Below are 22,006 nucleotides of genomic sequence, written 5' to 3'. Positions count from 1 at the left end.
AAGCCTCCATTGAACATTAACATAATTTGGGAATTAGCACGGTATTATAGCACAATTAGTGCACATCACGCCAATACTCTTTCTTCAGCAAAATCACGATGATAGTGAAGATTACTAAGAAGGCCATTACCCACCAACCCATAGCATGACGCTCAAGTTGAACAGGGTCGCCCGAGTAAACCAAAAAGTTAACAAGGTCACGAACTGCTTCGTCATACTCACCAGCACTTAATTCGCCAGAACCATCTGTTTCAGTGCCAACAACAACCTTAACTTCCTCACCATCGACCATGTGAGTATCGTAGATTGGCGTTGGGATACCTTGTAGCTCTTCAAGAACATGCGGCATACCAACACTTGGGAAAACCAGGTTGTTCACACCAAATGGACGAGACGGATCTTCATAGAAAGTACGAAGGTACGTGTATAGCCAATCTGCGCCACGGACACGAGCAACCAATGTTAGATCTGGTGGTGGAGCACCAAACCAACTAGCAGCTTGCTCAGAAGGCATAGCGTTAACCATCAAGCTACCAATTTTCACGTCAGGATCGAAGATCAGGTTTTCCTTCATTAGGTCTAAAGGAATCTCCAAATCATTCGCAACACGTTCATAACGTTGGTACTGCGTTGAGTGACAAGCGAAACAGTAGTTCATGAACATCTTAGCGCCATTTTGCAATGAAGCTTTGTCTGTTAAATCATTGTTTGCTTTGTCTAATGGTACGCCTGCACCCGCTGCCATCGCTAGTGACGGCAACATAGCAAATAAAATTACAATCCACTTTTTCATTTGAATGTCACCCTTTCTGGTAATGGTTTCGTCGCTTCATTTTTACTGTAGAACCACAGCAGAACGAAGAACATGAAGTAACCTAAGCTAAAGATTTGAGCTAATAGCGTGTATGTAGGCGTTGCTGGAAGCGCACCAAGTACACCAAGCGCAATAAAGCTTATTGTGAATTGGATGATGTTAATCAAATGCAGTTTGCTACGGTAACGGTAAGAACGCACTTTACAACGGTCGAACCATGGCAGTAGGAATAGCACAACAATTGAAGCGCCCATTGCAACTACACCTAACAGCTTATCTGGAACAGCACGAAGTACAGCGTAGAACGGCGTGAAGTACCAAACTGGAGCAATATGCTCAGGTGTTTTCAGCGGGTTTGCAGCTTCAAAGTTAGGCGGCTCAAGGAAGTACCCACCCATTTCTGGGTTAAAGAACAGCACGTAACAGAACAAGAATAAGAAACCAGCAACACCAACCATATCTTTTACCGTCCCGTATGGGTGGAAAGGAATAGAGTCAATGATGTCGTATTTCTTAGTGTAATCCTTGTGGAATGGGAACTGAGTTTTGTAGTCGTCGCCCATTGTGCCTTTAGGAAGCTTGGTTTCGATACCGTCTGGGTTGTTCGAACCCACTTCGTGCAGCGCCAGTACGTGAAGTACGATAAGCAGCAGAAGTACAATTGGCAGAGCAATAACGTGCAGTGCGAAGAAACGGTTCAGCGTTGCACCAGAGATGATGTAGTCACCACGGATCCAAAGCGTTAGGTCATCACCTATAACAGGGATCGCACCAAACAGAGAAATGATTACCTGAGCACCCCAGTAAGACATTTGACCCCATGGTAGTAGGTAGCCCATGAAAGCCTCAGCCATAAGCACTAAGAAGATCAACATACCGAAGATCCAAAGTAACTCACGAGGCTTTTGGTAAGAACCGTAGATTAGACCACGGAACATATGCAGGTAGATCACAACGAAGAATGCCGATGCACCTGTTGAGTGCATGTAACGCAGTAGCCAACCGTATTCCACATCACGCATGATGTATTCAACAGAAGCAAATGCGCCCTCACCAGACGGTACATAGTTCATTGTCAGCCAAATACCCGTAAGGATTTGGTTAACCAGTACTAACATTGCTAAAGAACCAAAAAGGTACCAAAAGTTAAAGTTCTTAGGCATTGGGTATTCAGATAAATGCTTCTTGTAAGCATTCATCGCGGGTAGACGTTTCTCTACCCAATCAAGCAATCCTTGCATTACGCGTCTCCCTCGTCCACACCGATCATGATCTTAGTGTCACTCAAATACATATGCTTTGGTACAACAAGATTCAATGGAGCTGGTACGCCTTGGAATACTCGACCTGCCATATCAAACTTTGAACCATGGCAAGGACAGAAGAAACCAGACTTAACACCCTGAACTTGTTCTGCAAAAGAATCTGGCAGGTAAGTTGGAGAACAACCTAAGTGCGTACAGAAACCAACAGCAACGAAGAATTCCGGCTTAATTGAACGAAACTCGTTCTGCGCGTATTCTGGTTGTTGTTCAGCTTCAGATTGAGGGTCACGAAGTTGACCACCGATCGCTTTTAGATTCTCTAGCACCGATTCAGCACGGCGTACAACCCATACAGGCTTACCTTGCCACTCGACACGAACCATTTGTCCCGGCTCTAACTTACTGACTTCCACTTCCACCGGTGCGCCTGCAGCTTTCGCCTTGGCACTCGGATTCCATGATTTAATAAAAGGCACGGCTACAGCAGCTGCTCCTAAACCACCAACAACGGCTGTTGTTGCGGTTAAGAAACGCCTGCGACCGTTATTTAAAGGCGCGTTGCTCATCCAAACATTCTCCCATTTGCTCCTTATGGATTGAAATAATTCCGAATAAAGAGCATGGCTAACAAAATATGTATTTAGTTCTATTTATTGACGGCAAATGATAAATAAAACCCTACTTTTTGACAAGATAAAGCTACCTTTTTGTAACAATCATGAGGCAAAGCGCACATTGGGTTACAAAAGCTTTCAAAATATAAGAATTTGGAAATAAAACGAGGGAGGGAAAGCGTTTAGAGGGGGCATAAAAACAAAAAGCCCGGCATATAGCCGAGCTTTGAACCACAATTCCAGTCGAAAAACTGGGAGCGTGTACTTTTTCGTAAAGAAAAATTAACGCTTAGAGAATTGAGGTTTACGACGTGCTTTACGTAGACCAACTTTCTTACGTTCAACGCAACGAGCATCACGCGTAACATAGCCAGCTGCACGTAGAGCAGGACGTAGAGTTTCATCGTATTCCATAAGAGCACGAGTGATACCGTGGCGGATTGCGCCAGCTTGACCTGAAATACCACCACCAGAAACAGTGATGTAAAGGTCAAGTTTCTCAGTTAGTTCAACTAGCTCAAGAGGTTGTTTAACAACCATACGAGAAGTTGGACGACCGAAGTAAACATCAAGGCTGCGCTTGTTGATTACGATCTCACCAGAGCCTGGTTTGATGAAAACACGAGCTGCTGAGCTTTTGCGACGACCAGTGCCGTAGTATTGATTCTCTGCCATTGTCTTAATCCCCTTAGATGTCTAGTACTTGTGGCTGTTGAGCAACATGGTTGTGCTCAGTACCAGCGTACACTTTAAGCTTACGGTACATCGCGCGGCCTAGTGGACCACGTGGAAGCATACCTTTAACTGCTAGTTCAAGAACCATTTCTGGTTTCTTAGCAATTAGCTTTTCAAAAGTGATAGTTTTAAGACCACCTGGGAACTCAGAGTGACGGTAGTAAACCTTACCCTTAGCTTTGTTACCAGTTACAGCAACTTTCTCAGCGTTAACAACGATGATGTAATCACCAGTGTCTACGTGAGGAGTGTATTCTGCTTTGTGCTTGCCGCGTAGGCGAGAAGCGATTTCACTTGCTAGACGGCCAAGAGTTTTGCCTTCAGCGTCTACAACATACCAGTCGCGTTTTACAGTTTCTGGTTTAGCAACGAAAGTTTTCATGCTAATAATTACCTATTTAAAAAATTTACACTTAAGGAATACTCGCGTATTCCCACTGTCTAAGAGTTACCATTCATCACCCCTTCGAGTGTTGGAAAACTCTTGGCATAACGTGATTTTACTCATCGCTAGAGGCCCGCAGTAACGGTAGGTCGCAGGATTATAGAGAAGAGCGAAGAAAAAATCACCTCTTTTTGAACAAAATCACGATTTTTTTAATTCTCTTTCTTATTCGAGATAATCAAAGCTAACTTAAGTGTTCTTTTGCCAAATACTCATGGCTCTGCATTTCAATTAAACGCGACTGACAACGTTTAAACTCAAACTCTAGTTGACCATGGGTGTATAGTTTTTCTAGCTCCACTTCCGCTGAAATAATCAGTTTCACATTGCGCTCATAGAACTCATCAACTAACGCAATAAAGCGTCTAGCAGCGTCATCGGAAGTCGCGCCCATTTGCAACACATCAGCCAATAGAACCGTGTGATAAACCCGAGACAACTCAATATAATCGTTCTGGCTACGAGCCGACTGACAAAGCTGAGCAAAAGTACCATGCAGCACGCCATCACTCGCTTCGACTACATCTAATTGACGGTGATTAACCTCTATCTGCTTAAGCTTCTCTTTATCTTCACCAACAAGCTGCGCGTAATATGTTTCGAGGTTAATGTTCGCTTGGCTATCCAGTGGGTAATGGTAGATCTCAGCCTGCTCTAAGGTTCTCAGACGATAATCAATTCCGCTATCAACATTAAGAATATGACAGTTATCTTGAATGAGCTTAATAGCGGGTAAGAAACGCGCTCGCTGTAACCCGTTGCGATACAGATCCGCAGGTGGAATATTAGAGGTCGCAACCAAGATAACGTTTCGAGCGAATAACTCTTGGAACAAAGTTCCTAAGATCATGGCATCGGTAATGTCTGAAACAAAGAATTCATCAAAACAAATAATATCCGCTTCTTCTTTCAACTTATCTGCCACTAAAGGCAACGGGTCGCTAACATTACCTAGCGCCCTTAGCTCATCATGGACTCGATACATAAAGCGGTGAAAGTGAACGCGCATTTTTTTTGTGGTCGGTAAGGCATCGTAGAACGTATCCATTAAATAGGTTTTACCGCGCCCGACGCCGCCCCAAAAATAGAGGCCTTTTGGTGGCAGTGGCAGTTCTGGCTTTTTGCCCATTAACTTTTGGAATCGAGTCAGTTGAGGAATAGGGGCATTCATGTAATCTTGGAATTGATGAAAGAGTTCATCTAAAGATTTAACGGCTTGCTCTTGTGCTGGATCTCTTTGAAATCCATGTTCTTTTATATCTTGTTCGTATTTTTTAATGGGATTCATGACGACATTTCCACAATGAAAGCGATATCAGACAGCAAATAAAAATGAGCCCAAACAGTATGAGACATGTCGCTATGCGGTGAATAATGCAGCATCAAACTGCTAACTAGCGCACACGCATTTCTCTTTATACTGCGGCTTTCTCATAGTACCATGGAGCCGTATCACGTGTAACTAAGCAGTAACAAACATGTTAAAAAACAATAATAAGGAGCTGTTATGCCTTGGATGTATGCCGTTGCCGGTTTACTAGTCGGAGTTATTTTAGGGGTCGCTATTTCTCGTCTCATGACACCTGAATACAAAAAACAAAAGAACGTACAGAAAGAATTAGATAGCGCAAAGTTTGCCCTGGAACAGCAGCGACAAGAGCTAGCTGACCACTTTGCGAAATCAGCAGAAATGTTGGACACCTTAGGTAAGGACTATACAAAGCTTTACCAACACATGGAAAAAACAAGCTCAGAGCTACTCCCAAACCTGCCAGAGCAAGACAACCCATTTGTGAAAACAGCCGCTGCTCATTCGGATAAGCCACAAGATAAGTCTTCAGTTAAAGAGTCGACGCTTGAAGAACAACCGAAAGATTACGCTAATGGCGCAACGGGTTTATTTACCGAGCAGAAGAAAGAAATCATGGATGCTCCCGATGTCGTTACAGCAAAAGCATCGTAAACATTTAACACTTCTGTGAACTTTACAAAGGTTTTTGAGTCATAACTTTCACTCAGGTCATTTGAAACTTCTCATACTTATTAAACGTATAAGAGGGTTAAGACCTTAACTAGAGAGGAGTTTATGATGAAAAAACCTTTGCTTGCTTTATCAGTACTGACTTTAAGCTTAAGTTCAATCATCACCCCCATTCAAGCTACAGCCGCACTTCCATTAAGTGTGGGTAATGAACAATTACCAAGCCTTGCCCCTATGCTTGAACAAGTAACCCCCGCTGTGGTTAGTATTGCCGTAGAAGGCAAACAGGTACAACGTCAGCAAATCCCTGAACAATTTCAATTCTTTTTTGGTCCAGAACAAACACGAGAGCGTCCATTCCGCGGGCTAGGTTCTGGTGTGATCATTGATGCCAAGAAAGGCCATATTGTCACCAATTACCATGTCATCAATGGTGCCGACGATATCAAAGTAAAACTGCATGATGGTCGAGAGTACGATGCAGAGCTCATCGGCGGCGACCAGATGTCTGATATCGCGCTATTAAAACTCGAAACAGCCAAAAACCTTACCCAGATAAAAGTCGCAGATTCCGACAAATTGAGAGTCGGCGACTTCAGTGTGGCTATCGGCAACCCATTTGGGCTTGGTCAAACCGTAACATCCGGTATCGTTTCAGCGTTAGGACGTAGCGGTCTCAATCTAGAGAACTTCGAAAACTTCATTCAAACCGATGCCGCGATTAACAGTGGTAACTCTGGAGGTGCGTTAGTGAATCTTAACGGTGAACTGATTGGTATCAACACGGCCATCCTAGGACCTAACGGAGGTAATGTCGGTATCGGCTTTGCCATTCCATCCAATATGATGACAAACCTGACTGAACAGATTCTCGATTTCGGTGAAGTAAAACGTGGCATGCTTGGTGTCCAAGGTGGAGAGGTCACCTCGGAATTGGCTGAAGCGCTTGGTTATGAGTCCAGCAAAGGTGCTTTTGTTAGCCAAATTGTACCCGACAGTGCTGCAGACAAAGCAGGATTGAAAGCGGGCGATGTCATTGTCTCCATTAACGGTAAGCGTATTGATACTTTTAGTGAGTTAAGAGCCAAAGTAGCCACCCTAGGTGCAGGTAAACAGATCGAGTTAGGCGTGGTTCGTGACGGTAAGCATAAGACCTTTGACGTCACGCTTGGTGAATCCACAAATAGTAAGACACAAGCTGAAAAGCTCCATGAAGGACTTGCCGGTGCAGTGCTCACCAACACAACCGACAGCGATTCAGCGACAGGCGTCAAGGTATCAAGTGTCGCTCAAGGTTCGCCAGCAGAAGCTTATCAGCTTCTTAAAGATGACATCATCATCGGGGTAAACCGCCAACCAGTTAAGAACCTTGCTGAATTTAGAAAGATTCTTGAAAAACAACCTGGCGTATTGGCACTTAATATCCAGCGAGACGATAGGACTATCTATCTAGTTATTCGATAGCCATACGTCAGCGTAATTACAGGGAGGCTCAGTAAGTTTGCTTTAAACTTACTCAGTCTCCCTTTTCTTTAGATCAATCAAAATGCTATGCTTCACTGATAATCAAGTCAGTCATCCATTGACGGATGCTTCATACCTTACTTGTTGAAGAGGGAAACATGCTGTCCTTTCTATTTCGTTCTATTTCCCTTGGACTCGTTTCAGCGGCGCTTATTCTTCTCGCATTTCCGAGTTTAAGGCCGGCGATTGTTGCAGACGTCACGAACCCTCAAGTCGATAATATTGGCTCTCTTCAGATCTCATTTAACCAAGCGGTGCGACGAGCTGCACCCGCTGTGGTCAATATTTATAGTCGTAAATACGCAGAAAGCGATCGCAACAAGCTACTAACTCAAGGATTAGGTTCAGGGGTGATTGTTAGTGAAAAAGGCTACATCATTACCAACTTCCATGTTGTTGCTCAAGCTGACCAAATAGTCGTGGCACTTCAAGACGGACGAGTAGCGGCCGCACAACTTGTCGGCTCAGACAAACGCACCGATATTGCGATACTCCGAGTCAGCGGTGACAACTTACCTGTTATTCCACTGAACCCGAATTACAAAGCAAATGTCGGCGACGTGGTGCTGGCTATCGGTAACCCATACAACCTAGGGCAAACGACAACCTTTGGCATTATCTCTGCAACAGGTCGTTCTTCGATCAGTGCAGACGGTCACCAAGCCTTTATCCAGACCGATGCAGCAATCAATGAAGGTAACTCTGGTGGTGCACTGGTTAACTCACAAGGTGAGCTCGTCGGTATCAACACGGCTTCTTTCCAACAAGCTACCGACATGGAAACCTACGGGATCTCATTTGCAATCCCCTACTCACTTGCTAATAAAATCATGGAGAAGATCATCGCCGATGGTCGTGTCATTCGTGGTTATATTGGTATCGACGGACAAGACATCAATTCGGTGACATCACGCTTGCTCGGTACTAAGAACATCGGTGGTATTGTTGTCTTAGGCATTGACCCGAATGGTCCTGCAGCCGATGCCGGCTTTGAAGCACAAGATATCATTATCAGCATCAACAACACCCAAATTAGCGGACGACAGAGCGTAATGGACATTGTTACTGACCTTCGCCCGGGTACTATCATTGATGTTGGTGTATTGCGCAAAGGTGAAAACAAGACACTCAAGGTCACCATTACCGAAGACACACGCCTGTAGTCTTTATTTAGTTTGATTGCTAATAGCGAGTAACTCAAACCGCCAATTACAGAGACAAAAAGTATAGATACAAAAAACCCAGCTCTTAAGCTGGGTTTTCTTTTATCAATCAAAGCTAATGATAAACTCAATCAAAACTAGGCGTCACTAGGTTCATCGATATCGATGCGAGTCACACGCTGCAAACCTCTTGGGAGCAGACCACCACGACGACCACGCTCACCACGGAAGTTTTCAAGGTCCGCAGGTTTCAAGCCAAGTTTACGTTTGCCCGCGTAAATAGTCAGCGTTGCATTCTCTGGAATAGCCATCAGATGCGATACAAACTCTTCACGCTCTTTTGCTTTAGCTGAAGGGATGTTGATGATCTTGTTGCCTTTACCTTTGCTAAGCTGCGGCAGGTCTTTAATAGGGAACAACAACATACGGCCTTGGTTAGTAATCGCCAGAATCTGGTTACTGTCCAAGTCTGCAATAGGGCTTGGCAACATCACTTCAGAAGCTTGTGGCAAGTTAACTAACGCTTTACCGCTCTTGTTCTTAGACAGCAGATCGCTACCCTTACAAACAAAGCCATAACCAGCATCAGAACCGACTAACCATAATTGTTCATTCTCTCCCATCACCACTTGGCGAATAGAAGTACCCGGGCTGACGTTCAAGCGGCCTGTAATTGGCTCGCCTTGGCTACGTGCCGACGGTAATGAATGAGATTCAAGGGAGTAGCTTCGGCCATCACTGCCAAGGAACACCGCTTGTTGGTTACTCTTACCCTTAGCACTCGCTAAGAACTTATCACCAGATTTGTAGTTCAAGCCTTCAGCATCAACTTCATGCCCTTTAGCATGACGAATCCAACCTTTCTCAGACAACACAACCGTGATTGGTTCGCTTGGTACTAAGTCGCGTTCTGTTAGCGCTTTCGCTTCAGCACGCTCAATCAGAGGTGAACGACGATCATCGCCGTATTTATCTGCATCGGCTTGGATTTCTTTCTTGAGCAACGTATTCAAGCGACGCTCTGAACCGAGTAGCTTTTCAAGCTTTTCGCGTTCAGCTTCAAGCTCTTCTTGTTCCGCTCGGATTTTAAACTCTTCTAACTTAGCTAAGTTACGAAGTTTAATATCAAGAATCGCATTGGCTTGAATTTCAGAAATGTTGAAACGGCTCATTAATACAGGACATGGTTCGTCTTCTGTACGAATGATTTCAATCACTTCATCGATATTAAGATAAGCAGCAAGCAAACCTTCTAAGATGTGCAAACGTGCTAGTACTTTATCTAAACGGTACTGCAAACGACGGCGAACGGTCGTGCGACGGAACTCAATCCACTCTTTCAGAATTTGAACTAGGCCTTTAACTTGAGGACGATTGTCTAAACCAATCATGTTCAAGTTAACGCGGAAGTTTTTCTCTAGATCCGTCGAAGCGAATAGGTGACTCATCAATTGGTCACAGTCGATACGGTTTGAACGAGGAACGACAACGATGCGCGTTGGGTTCTCGTGATCCGATTCATCACGCAAGTCGTCAACCATTGGCAGCTTCTTAGCGCGCATCTGGTTAGCAATTTGCTCAAGTAACTTCGCACCTGACACTTGATGAGGTAAAGCCGTGATAACAATATCAGAGCCTTCCTTGTGCCAAACCGCGCGCATCTTGATGCTGCCACGTCCAGTACGGTAGATCTTTTCGATGTCCGACTTCGGCGAAATAATCTCAGCCTCTGTCGGGTAATCAGGGCCTTGAATGAAACCCATCACATCTGGAAGTTCAGCTTTCGGCGTATCAATCAAGTGAATCGCTGCGTTCGCCACTTCACGGACATTGTGAGGCGGGATGTCAGTCGCCATACCTACCGCGATACCAGTGATACCGTTCAGAAGAATATGAGGCAGACGAGCTGGCAACATTTGAGGCTCTTTCATGGTGCCATCAAAGTTTGGTTGCCAATCAACGGTACCCTGACCTAATTCACCTAGCAGAACCTCAGCAAACTTAGACAATTTCGCTTCGGTATAACGCATTGCAGCGAACGATTTCGGGTCGTCCGGAGCACCCCAGTTACCTTGACCGTCTACCAATGGGTAACGGTAAGAGAAAGGCTGCGCCATCAATACCATGGCTTCGTAACAAGCAGAGTCACCGTGTGGGTGGTACTTACCTAGAACGTCACCAACGGTACGTGCTGATTTTTTGTATTTCGATGCAGCTGATAAGCCCAGCTCAGACATCGCGTAGATAATACGACGCTGTACTGGCTTCAAGCCATCACCGATATACGGTAATGCACGATCCATGATCACGTACATTGAGTAATTTAAGTAGGCATCTTCGGTGAACTTGCGCATTGGCAGCTGTTCAACGCCATCATATGTAATTTCGTTAGACATCCATTATACCTCGGCCATATCACCGTTAGTCTGTAGCCATGTACGGCGATCATCTGCACGTTTTTTACCAAGCAGCATGTCCATCATCTCGTTGGTCGCTTCGTTGTCATCAATCGTTAATTGAACAAGACGACGAGTGTTTGGATCCATGGTGGTTTCACGTAACTGAAGTGGGTTCATTTCACCCAGACCTTTGAATCGTTGCACGTTGATCTTAGCTTTCTTCTGCGATAGTCGCTCAAGCACACCGTCTTTCTCTGCGTCATCGAGTGCGTAGAACACTTCTTTACCGCAATCGATACGATACAGAGGGGGCATTGCCACATAGATATGACCCGCTTCAACCAATGCATGGAAATGGCGAGTAAATAGTGCACATAGCAGTGTCGCGATATGAAGACCATCCGAGTCCGCATCGGCAAGGATACAGATCTTACCGTAACGCAGGCCTGATAAATCATCGTTGTCCGGGTCGATACCCAGAGCCACCGAAATATCATGTACTTCTTGTGAAGCCAATACTTGGTCCGCTGACACTTCCCATGTATTTAGGATCTTACCGCGAAGTGGCATAACCGCTTGGAACTCACGATCACGTGCTTGTTTAGCAGAACCACCCGCCGAGTCCCCTTCCACGAAGAAGATTTCGGTACGACTTAAATCTTGAACCGAACAATCGGTTAGCTTACCCGGCAGTGCTGGGCCTGAAGCAATCTTCTTACGCACAACCTTTTTGCTTGCGCGCATGCGACGGTGAGCATTCGCAATACAAGCTTCAGCTAACTGTTCTGCCAGTTGTGGTTTTTCGTTCAACCACAAGCTAAAGGCATCTTTTACCACCCCAGACACAAACGCTGCGGTTTGACGAGAAGAAAGACGTTCTTTTGTTTGACCAGCAAATTGCGGATCTTGCATCTTCACCGATAATACGTACGAACAACGATCGAAAATATCGTCACCCGTTAACTTAACGCCACGCGGTAGAAGGTTACGAAATTCACAGAACTCACGCATTGCATCAAGCAGACCTTGTCGAAGGCCGTTTACGTGTGTACCACCTTGCTTAGTTGGTACTAAGTTCACGTAACTCTCGGTGATCATATCACCGCCTTCTGGCTGCCAAATAATCGCCCAGTTCGCCATTTCTGTTTCAGCAACGAATTCGCCAACATAAGGTTCCTCAGGCAGTAAGGTGTAACCTTTCACACCTTCTGCAAGGTAGTCTTTTAGACCATCTTCATAGAACCATTTATGTTCTTCACCGCCAACCTTGTCGACAAAGGTGATTTCTAAACCAGGGCAAAGTACAGCTTTAGCGCGCAAGTTATTGATAAGACGTAAAACAGAGAACTTAGAGCTATCGAAATATTTTGGATCTGGCCAAAAATGTACCGTCGTACCGGTATTGCGATGACCACAAGTACCTGTAACAGTAAGATCCGTTACGGCATGACCACCTTCAAGGGCAATTTCATGTACCTGACCGTCACGGCGAACCGTCACTTCAACACGTTTTGACAACGCGTTTACCACCGAGATACCTACCCCGTGCAAACCACCTGAAAACTTGTAGTTATTGTTCGAGAACTTACCGCCAGAGTGGAGCTTAGTTAAAATCAGCTCAACACCTGAGATGCCTTTTTCAGGGTGGATATCAACCGGCATACCACGGCCATCATCCGTCACTTCTAACGATTGGTCAGCATGCAACACGACTTTAATCTTCTTAGCGTGTCCCGCTAGTGCTTCATCAACCGAGTTATCAATGACTTCTTGGGCAAGGTGGTTTGGTCTTTCTGTCTCGGTATACATTCCCGGGCGGTGTCGCACGGGGTCGAGACCTTCAAGTACCTCGAGGTCTTTTGCATTATATTGTTCAGTCATAATACGGAGTTTACTCAAAAAGTTTGCGTCAGTTCGCTGGCTCTAGTTTGACTAAAGCGAAATCATTACTATGAACCGTCATAGTAGAGCGAACGAGCGAAGTATTGGGGAATATAGTCTGGAAGCTGAGTAATGATGTCAAGCTAGTTCAAAAACTAAGGCATCAAACTATGATATTTCACCACTGATAGATGAAATAACAGTCAAACAAGAGAAAATTACTTGATTGCTGAAACAGATTAAAGATTTAGAAAGGTGATGATTTGTTGGGGGTAGCGTTCAAAATTAACAAAGCTATGATCCCCGCCCTCTTCTACTGTCTGTACTGCACCTTGGTACTTCTCTACCGCTTGTCGGTAATCCAGAACTTCGTCTTCCGTTTGCTGAAGTAACCAGAAGTCACTCGGCTGAGCGATAGCCGGAACCTCTAACGCCTTCAGTTCATTGATATGTTTTGTTTCCAGAACATATCGCTCTTCTGTATATGGATTTACTTGTTCACCTAAATAGTCAGCAAGAAGCTCATACGGCTTAACAGCTGGGTTCACAACCACAGCTTTAAAGCCATAGTGAGTATTCAGCCATGTTGAAAGATAGCCACCCAAAGAACTACCTACCAACGCTATCTGATATTGCTCTTTATATTGCTCCACCAATTGCTGCAAATAAATGGCCGCTTGCTGAGGAAAACTCGGCAGTTGAGGTGTCATCACCTTGATATCAGGACGATGCTCCGCGCAATAGTCAGCCATCACCGTTGCTTTGTGAGAACGTGATGAACTGTTAAAACCGTGAATATAGAGAAGCAGTGGCGGCTTAGCGGCTTGCTGTTCAGAGTCAAACATCAATAACCTGCCGCTTCAAAATCAGGTAAGAATTGTCCATGAGGTAAACGGCGTACTTGCGTACTTACTGATCCATCTTGATGCAATTCAATCTCTCTCCAACCAGGCGACAAAGTATCAACCGCAAAGTCATCTGAGTTAGGTTTGAATTGCACACAAGTCGACGGTGTTGCCATGACTTGTACACCATGATGATCTCGATTCATGTCTTGATGAACGTGACCACACAGTACCGCTTTCACATTGGTGTGCTGTTGAACCACTTCCCAAAATTGATCAGCATCTTTCAGATTATGTTGATCCAGCCATGCACTGCCAACCAATAGTGGATGGTGGTGCAGCAGAACCAAGGTATTACGTTCGGGAAATTCGGTTAGCTTTTGTTCTAATAGATCAAGCTGTTGATCACTGAGACGTCCGTGAGGCACACCAACCACTTGCGAGTCCAGCATCACCATCTGCCAATTATTACCTAGCAAGACATGCTCAACGCATTGTATTTGTGGTGATGGTAAAACACTGCCCATATTCGGTTTGAAGTCATGATTCCCTGGCAACCAGTAACACGGTTTATCCAAAGGTTGAATTCCTGACTCAAATTTTTGGTACGACTCAGCACTGTGATCTTGAGAAATATCACCGGTTGCTAAAATCGCTTGATAGTCAAAGCCCTGACTAACAATGGCATCGACTACAGCACGAAAGCTATCTTGAGTGTTGATGCTTAATAAGCTGCCATTGCTCGGCGCAAATAAATGCGTGTCCGTTAGCTGTACAAGCTTAATACTGCTCTCATCAAATTTTGAAGTGTGTGATAATTCCAAAATAACAAATCCAGATACGTTACTGTTTAGACTTTAAAAGTGTTTTTAAATAGGCTCAATTAAAAAGAAACTGGAGTTCGGCTGATACCCGTTTTTAAACAAAACGTTAACCATTCCCCAAGAAATTTGTTCAATTGAAATTTCTCATCCTTTTGCAGAAGTTTTGTGTTGGGATAGTCATATTTTGCTTTGACTCGCGAAAAATCCCCGCTAGCGCACACTTCTGCAACTCGAGCGTCGTGATATAGCCTGACAGACATTTTTGGCAAAGGAAACACTGGCATCGCGTCACTCTGACATATATCTATTAATGTGGTGTATTTTGTGACCTCATTCACTGTCAATTGATACACCATATTAACGGCTTGGTAACAGCGAACGTCACCAACCTCATGCTCAACCGGTAACAGAGCATTAAGTTTGGCATAGTTAGTCTCGTAAACTCGCATCAATTCAGCCAAATCGACATGATACGGTTTTTTGACTGCTATATTTGGCATGACGTTAATCTATCCACTCTGACTGTAATTCTTGGTAGTTCAATTGTAGCCACTGCAGCGCAATGATCGTGGCGCCATTTTCAAACACACCGTCTTTTACTAACTGATAAGCCGCTTCGCGACTCATCACTTGCACGCGAATATCTTCACCTTCGTAATCCAATCCGTGAACCCCTTTTGCTGTCGTTGCATCAACACAACCAACAAAGACGTCGAGCTTTTCTGAACAACCGCCGGATGAAGGATAATACGAAGTAATAGGCAATACAGATCCGACGTCGACCCCCGCTTCTTCCATCGCCTCACGACGAGCAACATCTTGTGGTGATTCATCGGTATCAATAATCCCCGCAACAATTTCGTATTGCCACGGGTTCTCATGCTCTAGAGCACCGACACGGATCTGTTCGACGATCACGACTTCGTCACGTATAGGATCATAAGGTAGCAAAGCGGCAGCATGTCCACGCTCAAACATCTCACGCTCGATTGGTTGGCTCCAGCCGCCCTCAAACAGTCTATGTTTAAATGTGTACTTAACCATTTTGAAAAAACCACGAAACAGCGTCTCTTTTGAGACTATTTCCACATCTTGCGGAGTAAACTCATGTCGTTGATTGTCATACTGTTGCATTTGATACCTCACTAAGTGATCTTATAGTTTACTCATTGTCCGAGTTAACTACCAAGGATAAGGTTCAACTTTTAGTATAAAACTTATAATTAAAGTTAAGTTTTAAAAAATAAATATTGCACAAGTGGACAGTTAACTGTAAAAAAGTGCAAAGTTTCGAGTAAATTACCACCAAACTGGGTTAAACTCTTTTAAAGAAAATTCCATTAAAGGCAGGAATAGGAAAATGAAAAAACTGCTTCCACTATTTATCAGTGCAGCAATTGGCAGCCTGAGTTCGTCAGCTTTCGCTGATACGCTAGCTGAGGTTTACGACCAAGCAAAACAGAACGATCCTCAACTTCTTCGTTCAGCAGCGAAGCGCGATGCCGCTTTTGAAGCAGTAACGTCAAACCGTAGTGACTTGCTACCACAAATTGACTTGAGAGCTAACTACGACATCAACCGTGGTGAGCGAAGTGATGTAAATAATGACAGCAATCAATGGGGAGCTGGAATTTACTTTTCTCAAGAGCTGTACAAACGCTCTTCTTGGATCACGCTAGATACAGCAGAGAAAACAGCTCGCCAAGCTGATTCTGCTTATGCAGCAGAGCAACAAGATCTGATCCTTCGTGTTGCTACCGCTTACTTCGAAGTACTTCGTGCTCAAGATAGCCTAGAGTTTGTTCGTGCTGAAAAAGCCGCAGTTGCTCGTCAACTGGAACAAACTAAGCAGCGCTTTGAAGTTGGCCTTTCAGCAATCACCGATGTGCATGATGCGCAAGCTCAGTACGATGGCGTATTGGCAGACGAAGTTTTAGCAGAGAACACTCTGATTAATAACTACGAAGGTCTACGTGAAATCACAGGTCAAGAGCACTCTAACCTAAACATCTTAGATACAGACCGCTTCTCAGCAAGCAAGTCTTCTGAATCTGCTGTTGCACTGGTTGAGCAAGCTCAAGAGAAAAACCTGAAGCTATTGGCATCACGTATTGATCAAGACATCGCTAAAGATAACATCACGCTAGCAAGCTCAGGTCATCTACCTAGCCTAACGTTGGACGGTAGCTACTCTCTTGCCGATCAATCAAGCAGCCCTAGTGATTACGACCAAGATAACCTAAACGTCGGCTTAAATTTAGTTGTGCCTCTATACACAGGTGGTAGTACAACTTCTTTGACTAAACAGGCTGAATACAACTACGTTGCAGCAAGTGAAGACCTAGAGGCGACTTACCGTAGCGTTGTGAAAGACGTTCGTGCCTTCAACAACAACATCAGTGCTTCAATTGGTGCGCTACGCGCTTACGAACAGTCTGTTGTTTCTGCTCAGTCGGCTCTAGAAGCTACAGAAGCAGGTTTTGATGTAGGTACTCGTACTATCGTTGACGTACTAGATTCAACTCGTCGTCTATACGATGCCAACAAGAACCTTTCAGATGCTCGTTACAACTACATCCTAAGTGTACTTCAGCTTCGTCAAGCTGTTGGTACGCTAAGCGAACAAGACATTGTTGATGTAAACGCAGGTCTAAAAGTCGCAAGTAAGTAATGCTTAAATCCTAGTTAAATACTCTAACCAGAGTATTTAATAAAGTGACTAGATTACCGTTACAAAAATGCCGCTCAATGAGCGGCATTTTTATTATCTATTGAAAGCTAATTCTCAGCTTAACCCAAAGGTTAAGCCTTGAGACGAGAAAGCTAGAAGACTAAGAGTTAGCCTCGACCACCTTTAATCGCTTTAATGATTTCAGTCGTAGAGCAACCATCTTCAAAGTTAAGTACTTTAACTTCACCGCCAGCCGCAATCACTTCCGCACCACCAGCAATCTCTTCAGGTTTGTAATCACCACCTTTCACAAGAATGCTTGGAAGAACTTCAGAGATCAAACGTTGCGGTGTATCTTCAGAAAACGGAACAACCCAATCAACCGCACCTAAACCAGCCAGTACCGCCATACGACGATCAGTTGGGTTCACAGGACGACCTGGACCTTTTAAGCGTTTCACTGATTCATCCGTATTCACAGCAACGATCAAACGATCACCCAACTCAGCAGCATGGTTCATGTAAGAGACATGTCCCGCATGCAGAATATCAAAGCAGCCATTAGTCATAACGACTTTCTCGCCTTTCGCACGAGCACGTTTCACCGCTTCAACTAGGGCAGCTTCAGAGATCACACCGTAGTCAGTATCTTGGCTACCATGAATCGCTTCCGCTAACTCAATCGTAGACAACGTCGATGTACCTAGCTTGCCGACTACCACGCCAGCTGCAGCGTTTGCTAATGCACACGCTTCATCAAGTGGCTTACCTGCAGCAACTGAAGCTGCTAATACTGAAATAACCGTATCACCAGCACCAGTAACGTCATACACTTCTTTCGCTTGGGTCGGTAAGTGGAATGGTTCTACGCCTTTGCGGAGCAATGTCATGCCATGCTCACTGCGAGTCACTAACAAGGCTTCAAAATCAAACTCTTCGATTAACGCGAGCCCTTTTTCGATCATTTCATCTTCAGACTTAACCTTACCGGCAACCAGCTCAAATTCCGCCATGTTTGGCGTAAGTAATGTCGCACCACGGTAGCGTTCAAAATCTGCACCTTTAGGATCGATAAACACCGGAACGTTCGCTGCGCGCGCTTTTTGAATAAAGCTCTGCACATGCTCCAAAGCACCTTTCGCATAATCAGATAAGATTACCGAGCGTACATTAGGAAGAGCTTGCTCCATGCGAGATAAAACAAGTTCAGGATCCGTGTTCTCAAATTTGTCTTCAAAATCAAGACGGATCAACTGCTGTCCACGGCTCATGACACGCAATTTTGTGATGGTCGGGTAATCGTCCAACTCAACAAAATCACACTTAACCTTTAATGCACCCAAAGTATTTTTCAACACCTCAGCTGGCTCATCTTTTCCAGTCAAACCAACGATATGAGCATGACCACCAAGAGAGGCAATATTCATTGCTACGTTGGCAGCACCACCAGGGCGCTCTTCGTTATTTTCTACTTTAACAACGGGCACAGGTGCTTCTGGTGAAATACGGCCAGTAGGGCCATACCAGTAACGGTCAAGCATTACATCACCGACAACAAGAACGCCTGATTGGCTGTAGTCAGGTAGAATTGGTTTCATTGTGGATCTCCAAAAATCGAATCTGGCTAGAGTCTAGCACACTGATTACAGTGGCTAAACCATAGAAAAATGAGTGAAAGCCTAACTCGATAGATACTCTAGTAGCTAATAAGCAGCTAAGAAGTCGATAAGCGATCACTAAATGATAATGACGTAACCGTTAAGAAATAGTTCCGTTACGCTTCCATCCATTGCTTCCATGCCTGAACAACATGTTCCCTTTCCATTTTAAATTTATCAATCGCCACGTCCGCATCAAGGTTGAGTAGATTGCGGTGATGGATTTCATCTCTTAATGTTGTATAGGCATTAGTTAATGCCATGCCTTGCTGTTCGTCCATAATCCCTTGTGACAACAGACTTTCAAAGATTCGTACATTGTCACACCAACGAGTCAACTTAGGTTTTTCATTACTGTATCGAAGTACTAAATATTGCGCCAAAAACTCAATATCGGTGATACCACCCGTATCTTGTTTCAGCATGAATCGATCGGCTTTTTTTCCACCGAGGTGCCCGCGCATTTTTTCACGCATATCGACAACGGATTTTTTAAGTACAGCTTCATCTCGAGTCAAACACAAAATCTCATGGCGAGTCTTGTTAAATGCCGAAGCCAATAAGTCATCACCATAAATCATACGAGCGCGAGTCAAAGCTTGGTGCTCCCAAGTCCACGCGTCATTATGCTGATACTCATCAAAGGCATCGGTTGGACTCACTAATAGACCAGAGACACCTGAAGGGCGCAAGCGAGTGTCGACCTCGTACAAAATACCAGAAGCAGTTCTGGTCGAGAAAATATGAATAATGCGCTGTGCCAACCTTAGATAAAACTGGCGTCCATCAATCTCTTTCTTACCATCAGTATAGATGTGTACTGGGCAATCGTGCATGAACACAATATCAAGATCGGAGTTGTAACCCAGCTCCCAGCCACCAACTTTGCCATAACCAACCACGGCAAAACCGCGCCCTTCTCGATCTTTCACATGAGTGGGCTCACCGAACTTAGCCGACACTTGCAGCCATGCTTGATTAATACCCGCCTCAACAATCGCTTCTGCTAAATAGGTTAGATGGTCGCTTACCTTCATAACAGGTAAAACGCCCGCAATATCAGCGGCTGCAATTCTCAAGATACAAGTCTGCTTAAACTGACGCAGACCCTCCATCTGTTGCTCCATGTCATCTTCAGGAATACGGGCTAGATAATCACGTAACTCTGTTTTGTAGGACTCTAATGGCACTGGATTATAGAGTTGCTGCGGATCAATAAGTTCATCTAAAAGAATAGGATAACGACCAAGCTGCTCCGAGATCATCGGGCTCGCTGTACATAAGCGAACGAGTTGAGTGAGGGCCGCGGGGTGCTCATCCAACAGCTCAAGATACGTGGTACGCGTAACAATTTTTTGCAGCAGGTGCAGTACTCGAGACAAACCAAATTCAGCATCCTTGGCGGTGTAGAGCGCTTGAAACACTTTGGGCATTAATCGATTGAGTACCTCACGTCCACGAGGGCCAAGGGTTTTCTTAGCCAAATCAGCTTTGAATTGGATAATGGTTTTCGCCGCTTGCTGCGGGTTAGCAATCGCGATGTCATGCTCTAGAACCTGCTCAATCACATCTTGCTTATGAGCCATATCCCACAACTCACTAAAGTGACTCGCGATTGGGTTAGCATCATCTTCATCAACCCCAATTAGGTCTTCGAATACTGTGTGAACATTCGCCATATGAGCACGGGTCGCATCAATCAAACCGTCCCAATCTGCAAACTGCATGGCGACAGCAAGTTGCAACTGTTCGAAATCGCCATCAGGTAATGTTTGAGTTTGCTTGTCGGCCATCGCTTGTAATAGGTTCTCAAGGCGGCGTAAAAACAGGTATGCCTCACGTAAGTGACCGACCTCTTCTGCTTCTAATAAATGAAGAGATTCAATCGCACTTAACGTCTCCAACAAACCTCGACCACGAAGGCTCGGTTCACGTCCACCACGAATCAGTTGAAAGACTTGAGCAATAAACTCGACTTCACGAATACCACCAGAGCCAAGCTTAATGTTGTTTGATAAGCCGCGACGTCGCACTTCGCTACTGATCATCGACTTCATTCGACGCAAAGATTGAATGGCACTGAAATCAATATAACGACGAAAAACAAACGGACGCAGCATCTGGCGGAGCTCTTGGTATTCAGGGTACATTTCGCTGCCCATCACACGCGCCTTAACCATTGCGTAGCGTTCCCAGTCACGGCCTTGTTCTTGGTAATAGTCTTCAAGAGCAGCATAGCTCATGACCAAAGGGCCGCTCTCCCCGAATGGACGCAAGCGCATGTCGACTCGATAACAGAATCCGTCAAAGGTTTGCTGATCAAGCGCCTTGATAATACGTTGCCCCAAACGCGTGAAGAACTGCGCGTTGGCGATACTTCTTCTTGCTCCTTGGGTTTCACCATTCTCAGGGTAAGTAAAAATTAGATCGATATCGGAAGAGAAATTCAGCTCACCGCCACCTAACTTGCCCATACCTATGATCAACATAGGCTGCGCTTCACCTTGCTCGTTACAAGGTGTGCCCCACTCTTTACAACAAATATCGTACTGCCATTGATAGGTCTCGAAGATCATCGCCTCTGCTAGCATCGACAAATGATTTAAGCTCTGTTCTAGATCCCATGAGCCCATAAAGTCACGCCAAGCAATGTAGGTCATCTCTCGATTACGGAATTGACGCAGTACACGTTGACCGCTCATTTCATCAACACAACCAGAAAGTAACTCGGCCAAACGCTTACGATACCCTTCCGCGCGCTCTTCACATCTCAGCATTTCTGGCAAGGTGCTGGATAAAATCGAGTCACGCTGTAAACAATCACCCACAAAACAGCTCAAGCCTAATACACGCTTGAGCTCGGCAATCAATGACTCAGGCCAAGTGTTAATGGCGTCACTTTGATGCTCTAATAATTGCTCAAAAGCAGACTGGGAATGAGTGACGAGTAGAGAAGGCAATAGCATGTTTCTTCCTTGTGTAAGCTGCGCACCGAACAATTGGCTTGTCGGTTCAATTCTTCAATAACGAGTTCTAAAAACTAATGATTAGTTATACCAAAGTTCTGCCAATAAAAAACGCCCACATTAGCAATGTGGGCGTTTTATCAGTGAACTTATCAAGTAAAGCCTTTATCTCTAATAACAAGTTTCCGTGGCCAAACCTCTAGGAATAGACCTTTAGATCT

At 44.8% G+C, this 22,006-nt stretch carries 18 protein-coding genes; 4 read left to right on the top strand and 14 right to left on the bottom strand.

Annotation, left to right across the window (positions count from 1 at the left end; translation table 11 throughout):
• Positions 1-55: 55 nt before the first annotated feature.
• The 6 genes from ACED25_RS13820 to zapE form a co-directional block, all read right to left on the bottom strand.
• The gene (locus ACED25_RS13820; protein WP_371695464.1) at positions 56-793 is read right to left on the bottom strand and encodes a cytochrome c1; all 738 of its coding nucleotides are present in this window, start codon (positions 791-793) and stop codon (positions 56-58) included.
• Positions 790-2,055 (bottom strand): cytochrome bc complex cytochrome b subunit, encoded by a 1,266-nt coding sequence (locus ACED25_RS13815; RefSeq protein WP_009848941.1) that lies wholly within the window; start codon positions 2,053-2,055, stop codon positions 790-792. The genes ACED25_RS13820 and ACED25_RS13815 overlap by 4 nt, the downstream gene beginning before the upstream one ends.
• Positions 2,055-2,645 carry a ubiquinol-cytochrome c reductase iron-sulfur subunit gene (gene petA / locus ACED25_RS13810; RefSeq protein ID WP_010434692.1) on the bottom strand — a complete coding sequence of 197 codons (591 nt, stop codon included), beginning with the start codon at positions 2,643-2,645 and terminating at the stop codon, positions 2,055-2,057. Before petA ends, ACED25_RS13815 begins: the two co-directional genes overlap by 1 nt.
• 330 nt (positions 2,646-2,975) lie before the next feature.
• Entirely contained in the window at positions 2,976-3,368 is a 393-nt protein-coding gene (rpsI, locus tag ACED25_RS13805) for a 30S ribosomal protein S9 (protein ID WP_004740758.1), read from the bottom strand.
• Between the two features lie 13 nt (positions 3,369-3,381).
• A complete protein-coding gene (rplM, locus tag ACED25_RS13800) occupies positions 3,382-3,810 on the bottom strand; it encodes a 50S ribosomal protein L13 (RefSeq protein ID WP_010434689.1) in 429 nt (142 codons plus the stop codon).
• Between the two features lie 247 nt (positions 3,811-4,057).
• On the bottom strand, positions 4,058-5,161 hold the full coding sequence (gene zapE, locus ACED25_RS13795) for a cell division protein ZapE (RefSeq protein ID WP_017102961.1): 1,104 nt from the start codon (positions 5,159-5,161) through the stop codon (positions 4,058-4,060).
• Between the two features lie 219 nt (positions 5,162-5,380).
• On the opposite strand from zapE, the gene zapG reads away from it, so the two are divergent.
• The 3 genes from zapG (at position 5,381) to degS (ending at position 8,541) form a co-directional block, all read left to right on the top strand.
• Positions 5,381-5,836, top strand: coding sequence for a Z-ring associated protein ZapG (gene zapG, locus ACED25_RS13790; RefSeq protein ID WP_009848969.1), 456 nt, complete (start codon positions 5,381-5,383; stop codon positions 5,834-5,836).
• A gap of 126 nt (positions 5,837-5,962) precedes the next feature.
• A complete protein-coding gene (locus ACED25_RS13785; RefSeq protein WP_371695470.1) occupies positions 5,963-7,318 on the top strand; it encodes a DegQ family serine endoprotease in 1,356 nt (451 codons plus the stop codon).
• A gap of 158 nt (positions 7,319-7,476) precedes the next feature.
• Complete coding sequence (degS, locus tag ACED25_RS13780) at positions 7,477-8,541, top strand: outer membrane-stress sensor serine endopeptidase DegS (RefSeq protein WP_029225535.1); 1,065 nt, start codon at positions 7,477-7,479, stop codon at positions 8,539-8,541.
• 137 nt (positions 8,542-8,678) lie between these two features.
• Here degS and parC read toward each other — a convergent pair whose 3' ends face one another.
• The 6 genes from parC to nudF form a co-directional block, all read right to left on the bottom strand.
• On the bottom strand, positions 8,679-10,937 hold the full coding sequence (gene parC, locus ACED25_RS13775; protein ID WP_371695463.1) for a DNA topoisomerase IV subunit A: 2,259 nt from the start codon (positions 10,935-10,937) through the stop codon (positions 8,679-8,681).
• 3 nt (positions 10,938-10,940) lie between these two features.
• The gene (gene parE, locus ACED25_RS13770) at positions 10,941-12,821 is read right to left on the bottom strand and encodes a DNA topoisomerase IV subunit B (RefSeq protein WP_009848965.1); all 1,881 of its coding nucleotides are present in this window, start codon (positions 12,819-12,821) and stop codon (positions 10,941-10,943) included.
• A gap of 239 nt (positions 12,822-13,060) precedes the next feature.
• Positions 13,061-13,666: an esterase YqiA gene (gene yqiA / locus ACED25_RS13765; RefSeq protein WP_017098295.1), complete on the bottom strand. Its 606-nt coding sequence runs from the start codon at positions 13,664-13,666 to the stop codon at positions 13,061-13,063.
• Positions 13,666-14,490 (bottom strand): 3',5'-cyclic-AMP phosphodiesterase, encoded by an 825-nt coding sequence (gene cpdA, locus ACED25_RS13760; RefSeq protein ID WP_009848963.1) that lies wholly within the window; start codon positions 14,488-14,490, stop codon positions 13,666-13,668. Before cpdA ends, yqiA begins: the two co-directional genes overlap by 1 nt.
• Before the next feature lie 59 nt (positions 14,491-14,549).
• Positions 14,550-14,990: a DUF1249 family protein gene (locus ACED25_RS13755; RefSeq protein WP_009848962.1), complete on the bottom strand. Its 441-nt coding sequence runs from the start codon at positions 14,988-14,990 to the stop codon at positions 14,550-14,552.
• 4 nt (positions 14,991-14,994) lie between these two features.
• Positions 14,995-15,624: an ADP-ribose diphosphatase gene (nudF, locus tag ACED25_RS13750; protein WP_135382924.1), complete on the bottom strand. Its 630-nt coding sequence runs from the start codon at positions 15,622-15,624 to the stop codon at positions 14,995-14,997.
• Between the two features lie 226 nt (positions 15,625-15,850).
• Between nudF and tolC the strand changes: the two genes are divergently transcribed.
• Entirely contained in the window at positions 15,851-17,161 is a 1,311-nt protein-coding gene (tolC, locus tag ACED25_RS13745) for an outer membrane channel protein TolC (protein WP_102257736.1), read from the top strand.
• Between the two features lie 167 nt (positions 17,162-17,328).
• On the opposite strand, the gene hldE is transcribed toward tolC, so the two are convergent.
• Both hldE and glnE read right to left on the bottom strand, forming a co-directional pair.
• Positions 17,329-18,759, bottom strand: a complete 1,431-nt coding sequence (gene hldE, locus ACED25_RS13740; protein WP_009848977.1) for a bifunctional D-glycero-beta-D-manno-heptose-7-phosphate kinase/D-glycero-beta-D-manno-heptose 1-phosphate adenylyltransferase HldE — start codon at positions 18,757-18,759, stop codon at positions 17,329-17,331.
• A gap of 176 nt (positions 18,760-18,935) precedes the next feature.
• A complete protein-coding gene (gene glnE / locus ACED25_RS13735; protein WP_371695461.1) occupies positions 18,936-21,785 on the bottom strand; it encodes a bifunctional [glutamate--ammonia ligase]-adenylyl-L-tyrosine phosphorylase/[glutamate--ammonia-ligase] adenylyltransferase in 2,850 nt (949 codons plus the stop codon).
• Positions 21,786-22,006 lie beyond the last annotated feature (221 nt).

The sequence above is a fragment of the Vibrio sp. 1F263 genome, assembly GCF_041439035.1.
GTDB lineage: Bacteria > Pseudomonadota > Gammaproteobacteria > Enterobacterales > Vibrionaceae > Vibrio > Vibrio tasmaniensis_A.
The sequence above is the reverse complement of the archived record's forward strand: the minus strand, read 5'-3'. Positions and strand labels throughout refer to the sequence as shown.

Excerpts from the sequence above, each read along its gene's own strand:
- ACED25_RS13820 (WP_371695464.1), bottom strand. The coding sequence starts at position 793 with ATGAAAAAGTGGATTGTAATTTTATTTGCTATGTTGCCGTCACTAGCG.
- ACED25_RS13815 (WP_009848941.1), bottom strand. The coding sequence starts at position 2,055 with ATGCAAGGATTGCTTGATTGGGTAGAGAAACGTCTACCCGCGATGAAT.
- petA (WP_010434692.1), bottom strand. The coding sequence starts at position 2,645 with ATGAGCAACGCGCCTTTAAATAACGGTCGCAGGCGTTTCTTAACCGCA.
- rpsI (WP_004740758.1), bottom strand. The coding sequence starts at position 3,368 with ATGGCAGAGAATCAATACTACGGCACTGGTCGTCGCAAAAGCTCAGCA.
- rplM (WP_010434689.1), bottom strand. The coding sequence starts at position 3,810 with ATGAAAACTTTCGTTGCTAAACCAGAAACTGTAAAACGCGACTGGTAT.
- zapE (WP_017102961.1), bottom strand. The coding sequence starts at position 5,161 with ATGAATCCCATTAAAAAATACGAACAAGATATAAAAGAACATGGATTT.
- zapG (WP_009848969.1), top strand. The coding sequence starts at position 5,381 with ATGCCTTGGATGTATGCCGTTGCCGGTTTACTAGTCGGAGTTATTTTA.
- ACED25_RS13785 (WP_371695470.1), top strand. The coding sequence starts at position 5,963 with ATGAAAAAACCTTTGCTTGCTTTATCAGTACTGACTTTAAGCTTAAGT.
- degS (WP_029225535.1), top strand. The coding sequence starts at position 7,477 with ATGCTGTCCTTTCTATTTCGTTCTATTTCCCTTGGACTCGTTTCAGCG.
- parC (WP_371695463.1), bottom strand. The coding sequence starts at position 10,937 with ATGTCTAACGAAATTACATATGATGGCGTTGAACAGCTGCCAATGCGC.
- parE (WP_009848965.1), bottom strand. The coding sequence starts at position 12,821 with ATGACTGAACAATATAATGCAAAAGACCTCGAGGTACTTGAAGGTCTC.
- yqiA (WP_017098295.1), bottom strand. The coding sequence starts at position 13,666 with ATGTTTGACTCTGAACAGCAAGCCGCTAAGCCGCCACTGCTTCTCTAT.
- ACED25_RS13755 (WP_009848962.1), bottom strand. The coding sequence starts at position 14,990 with ATGCCAAATATAGCAGTCAAAAAACCGTATCATGTCGATTTGGCTGAA.
- nudF (WP_135382924.1), bottom strand. The coding sequence starts at position 15,624 with ATGCAACAGTATGACAATCAACGACATGAGTTTACTCCGCAAGATGTG.
- tolC (WP_102257736.1), top strand. The coding sequence starts at position 15,851 with ATGAAAAAACTGCTTCCACTATTTATCAGTGCAGCAATTGGCAGCCTG.
- hldE (WP_009848977.1), bottom strand. The coding sequence starts at position 18,759 with ATGAAACCAATTCTACCTGACTACAGCCAATCAGGCGTTCTTGTTGTC.
- glnE (WP_371695461.1), bottom strand. The coding sequence starts at position 21,785 with ATGCTATTGCCTTCTCTACTCGTCACTCATTCCCAGTCTGCTTTTGAG.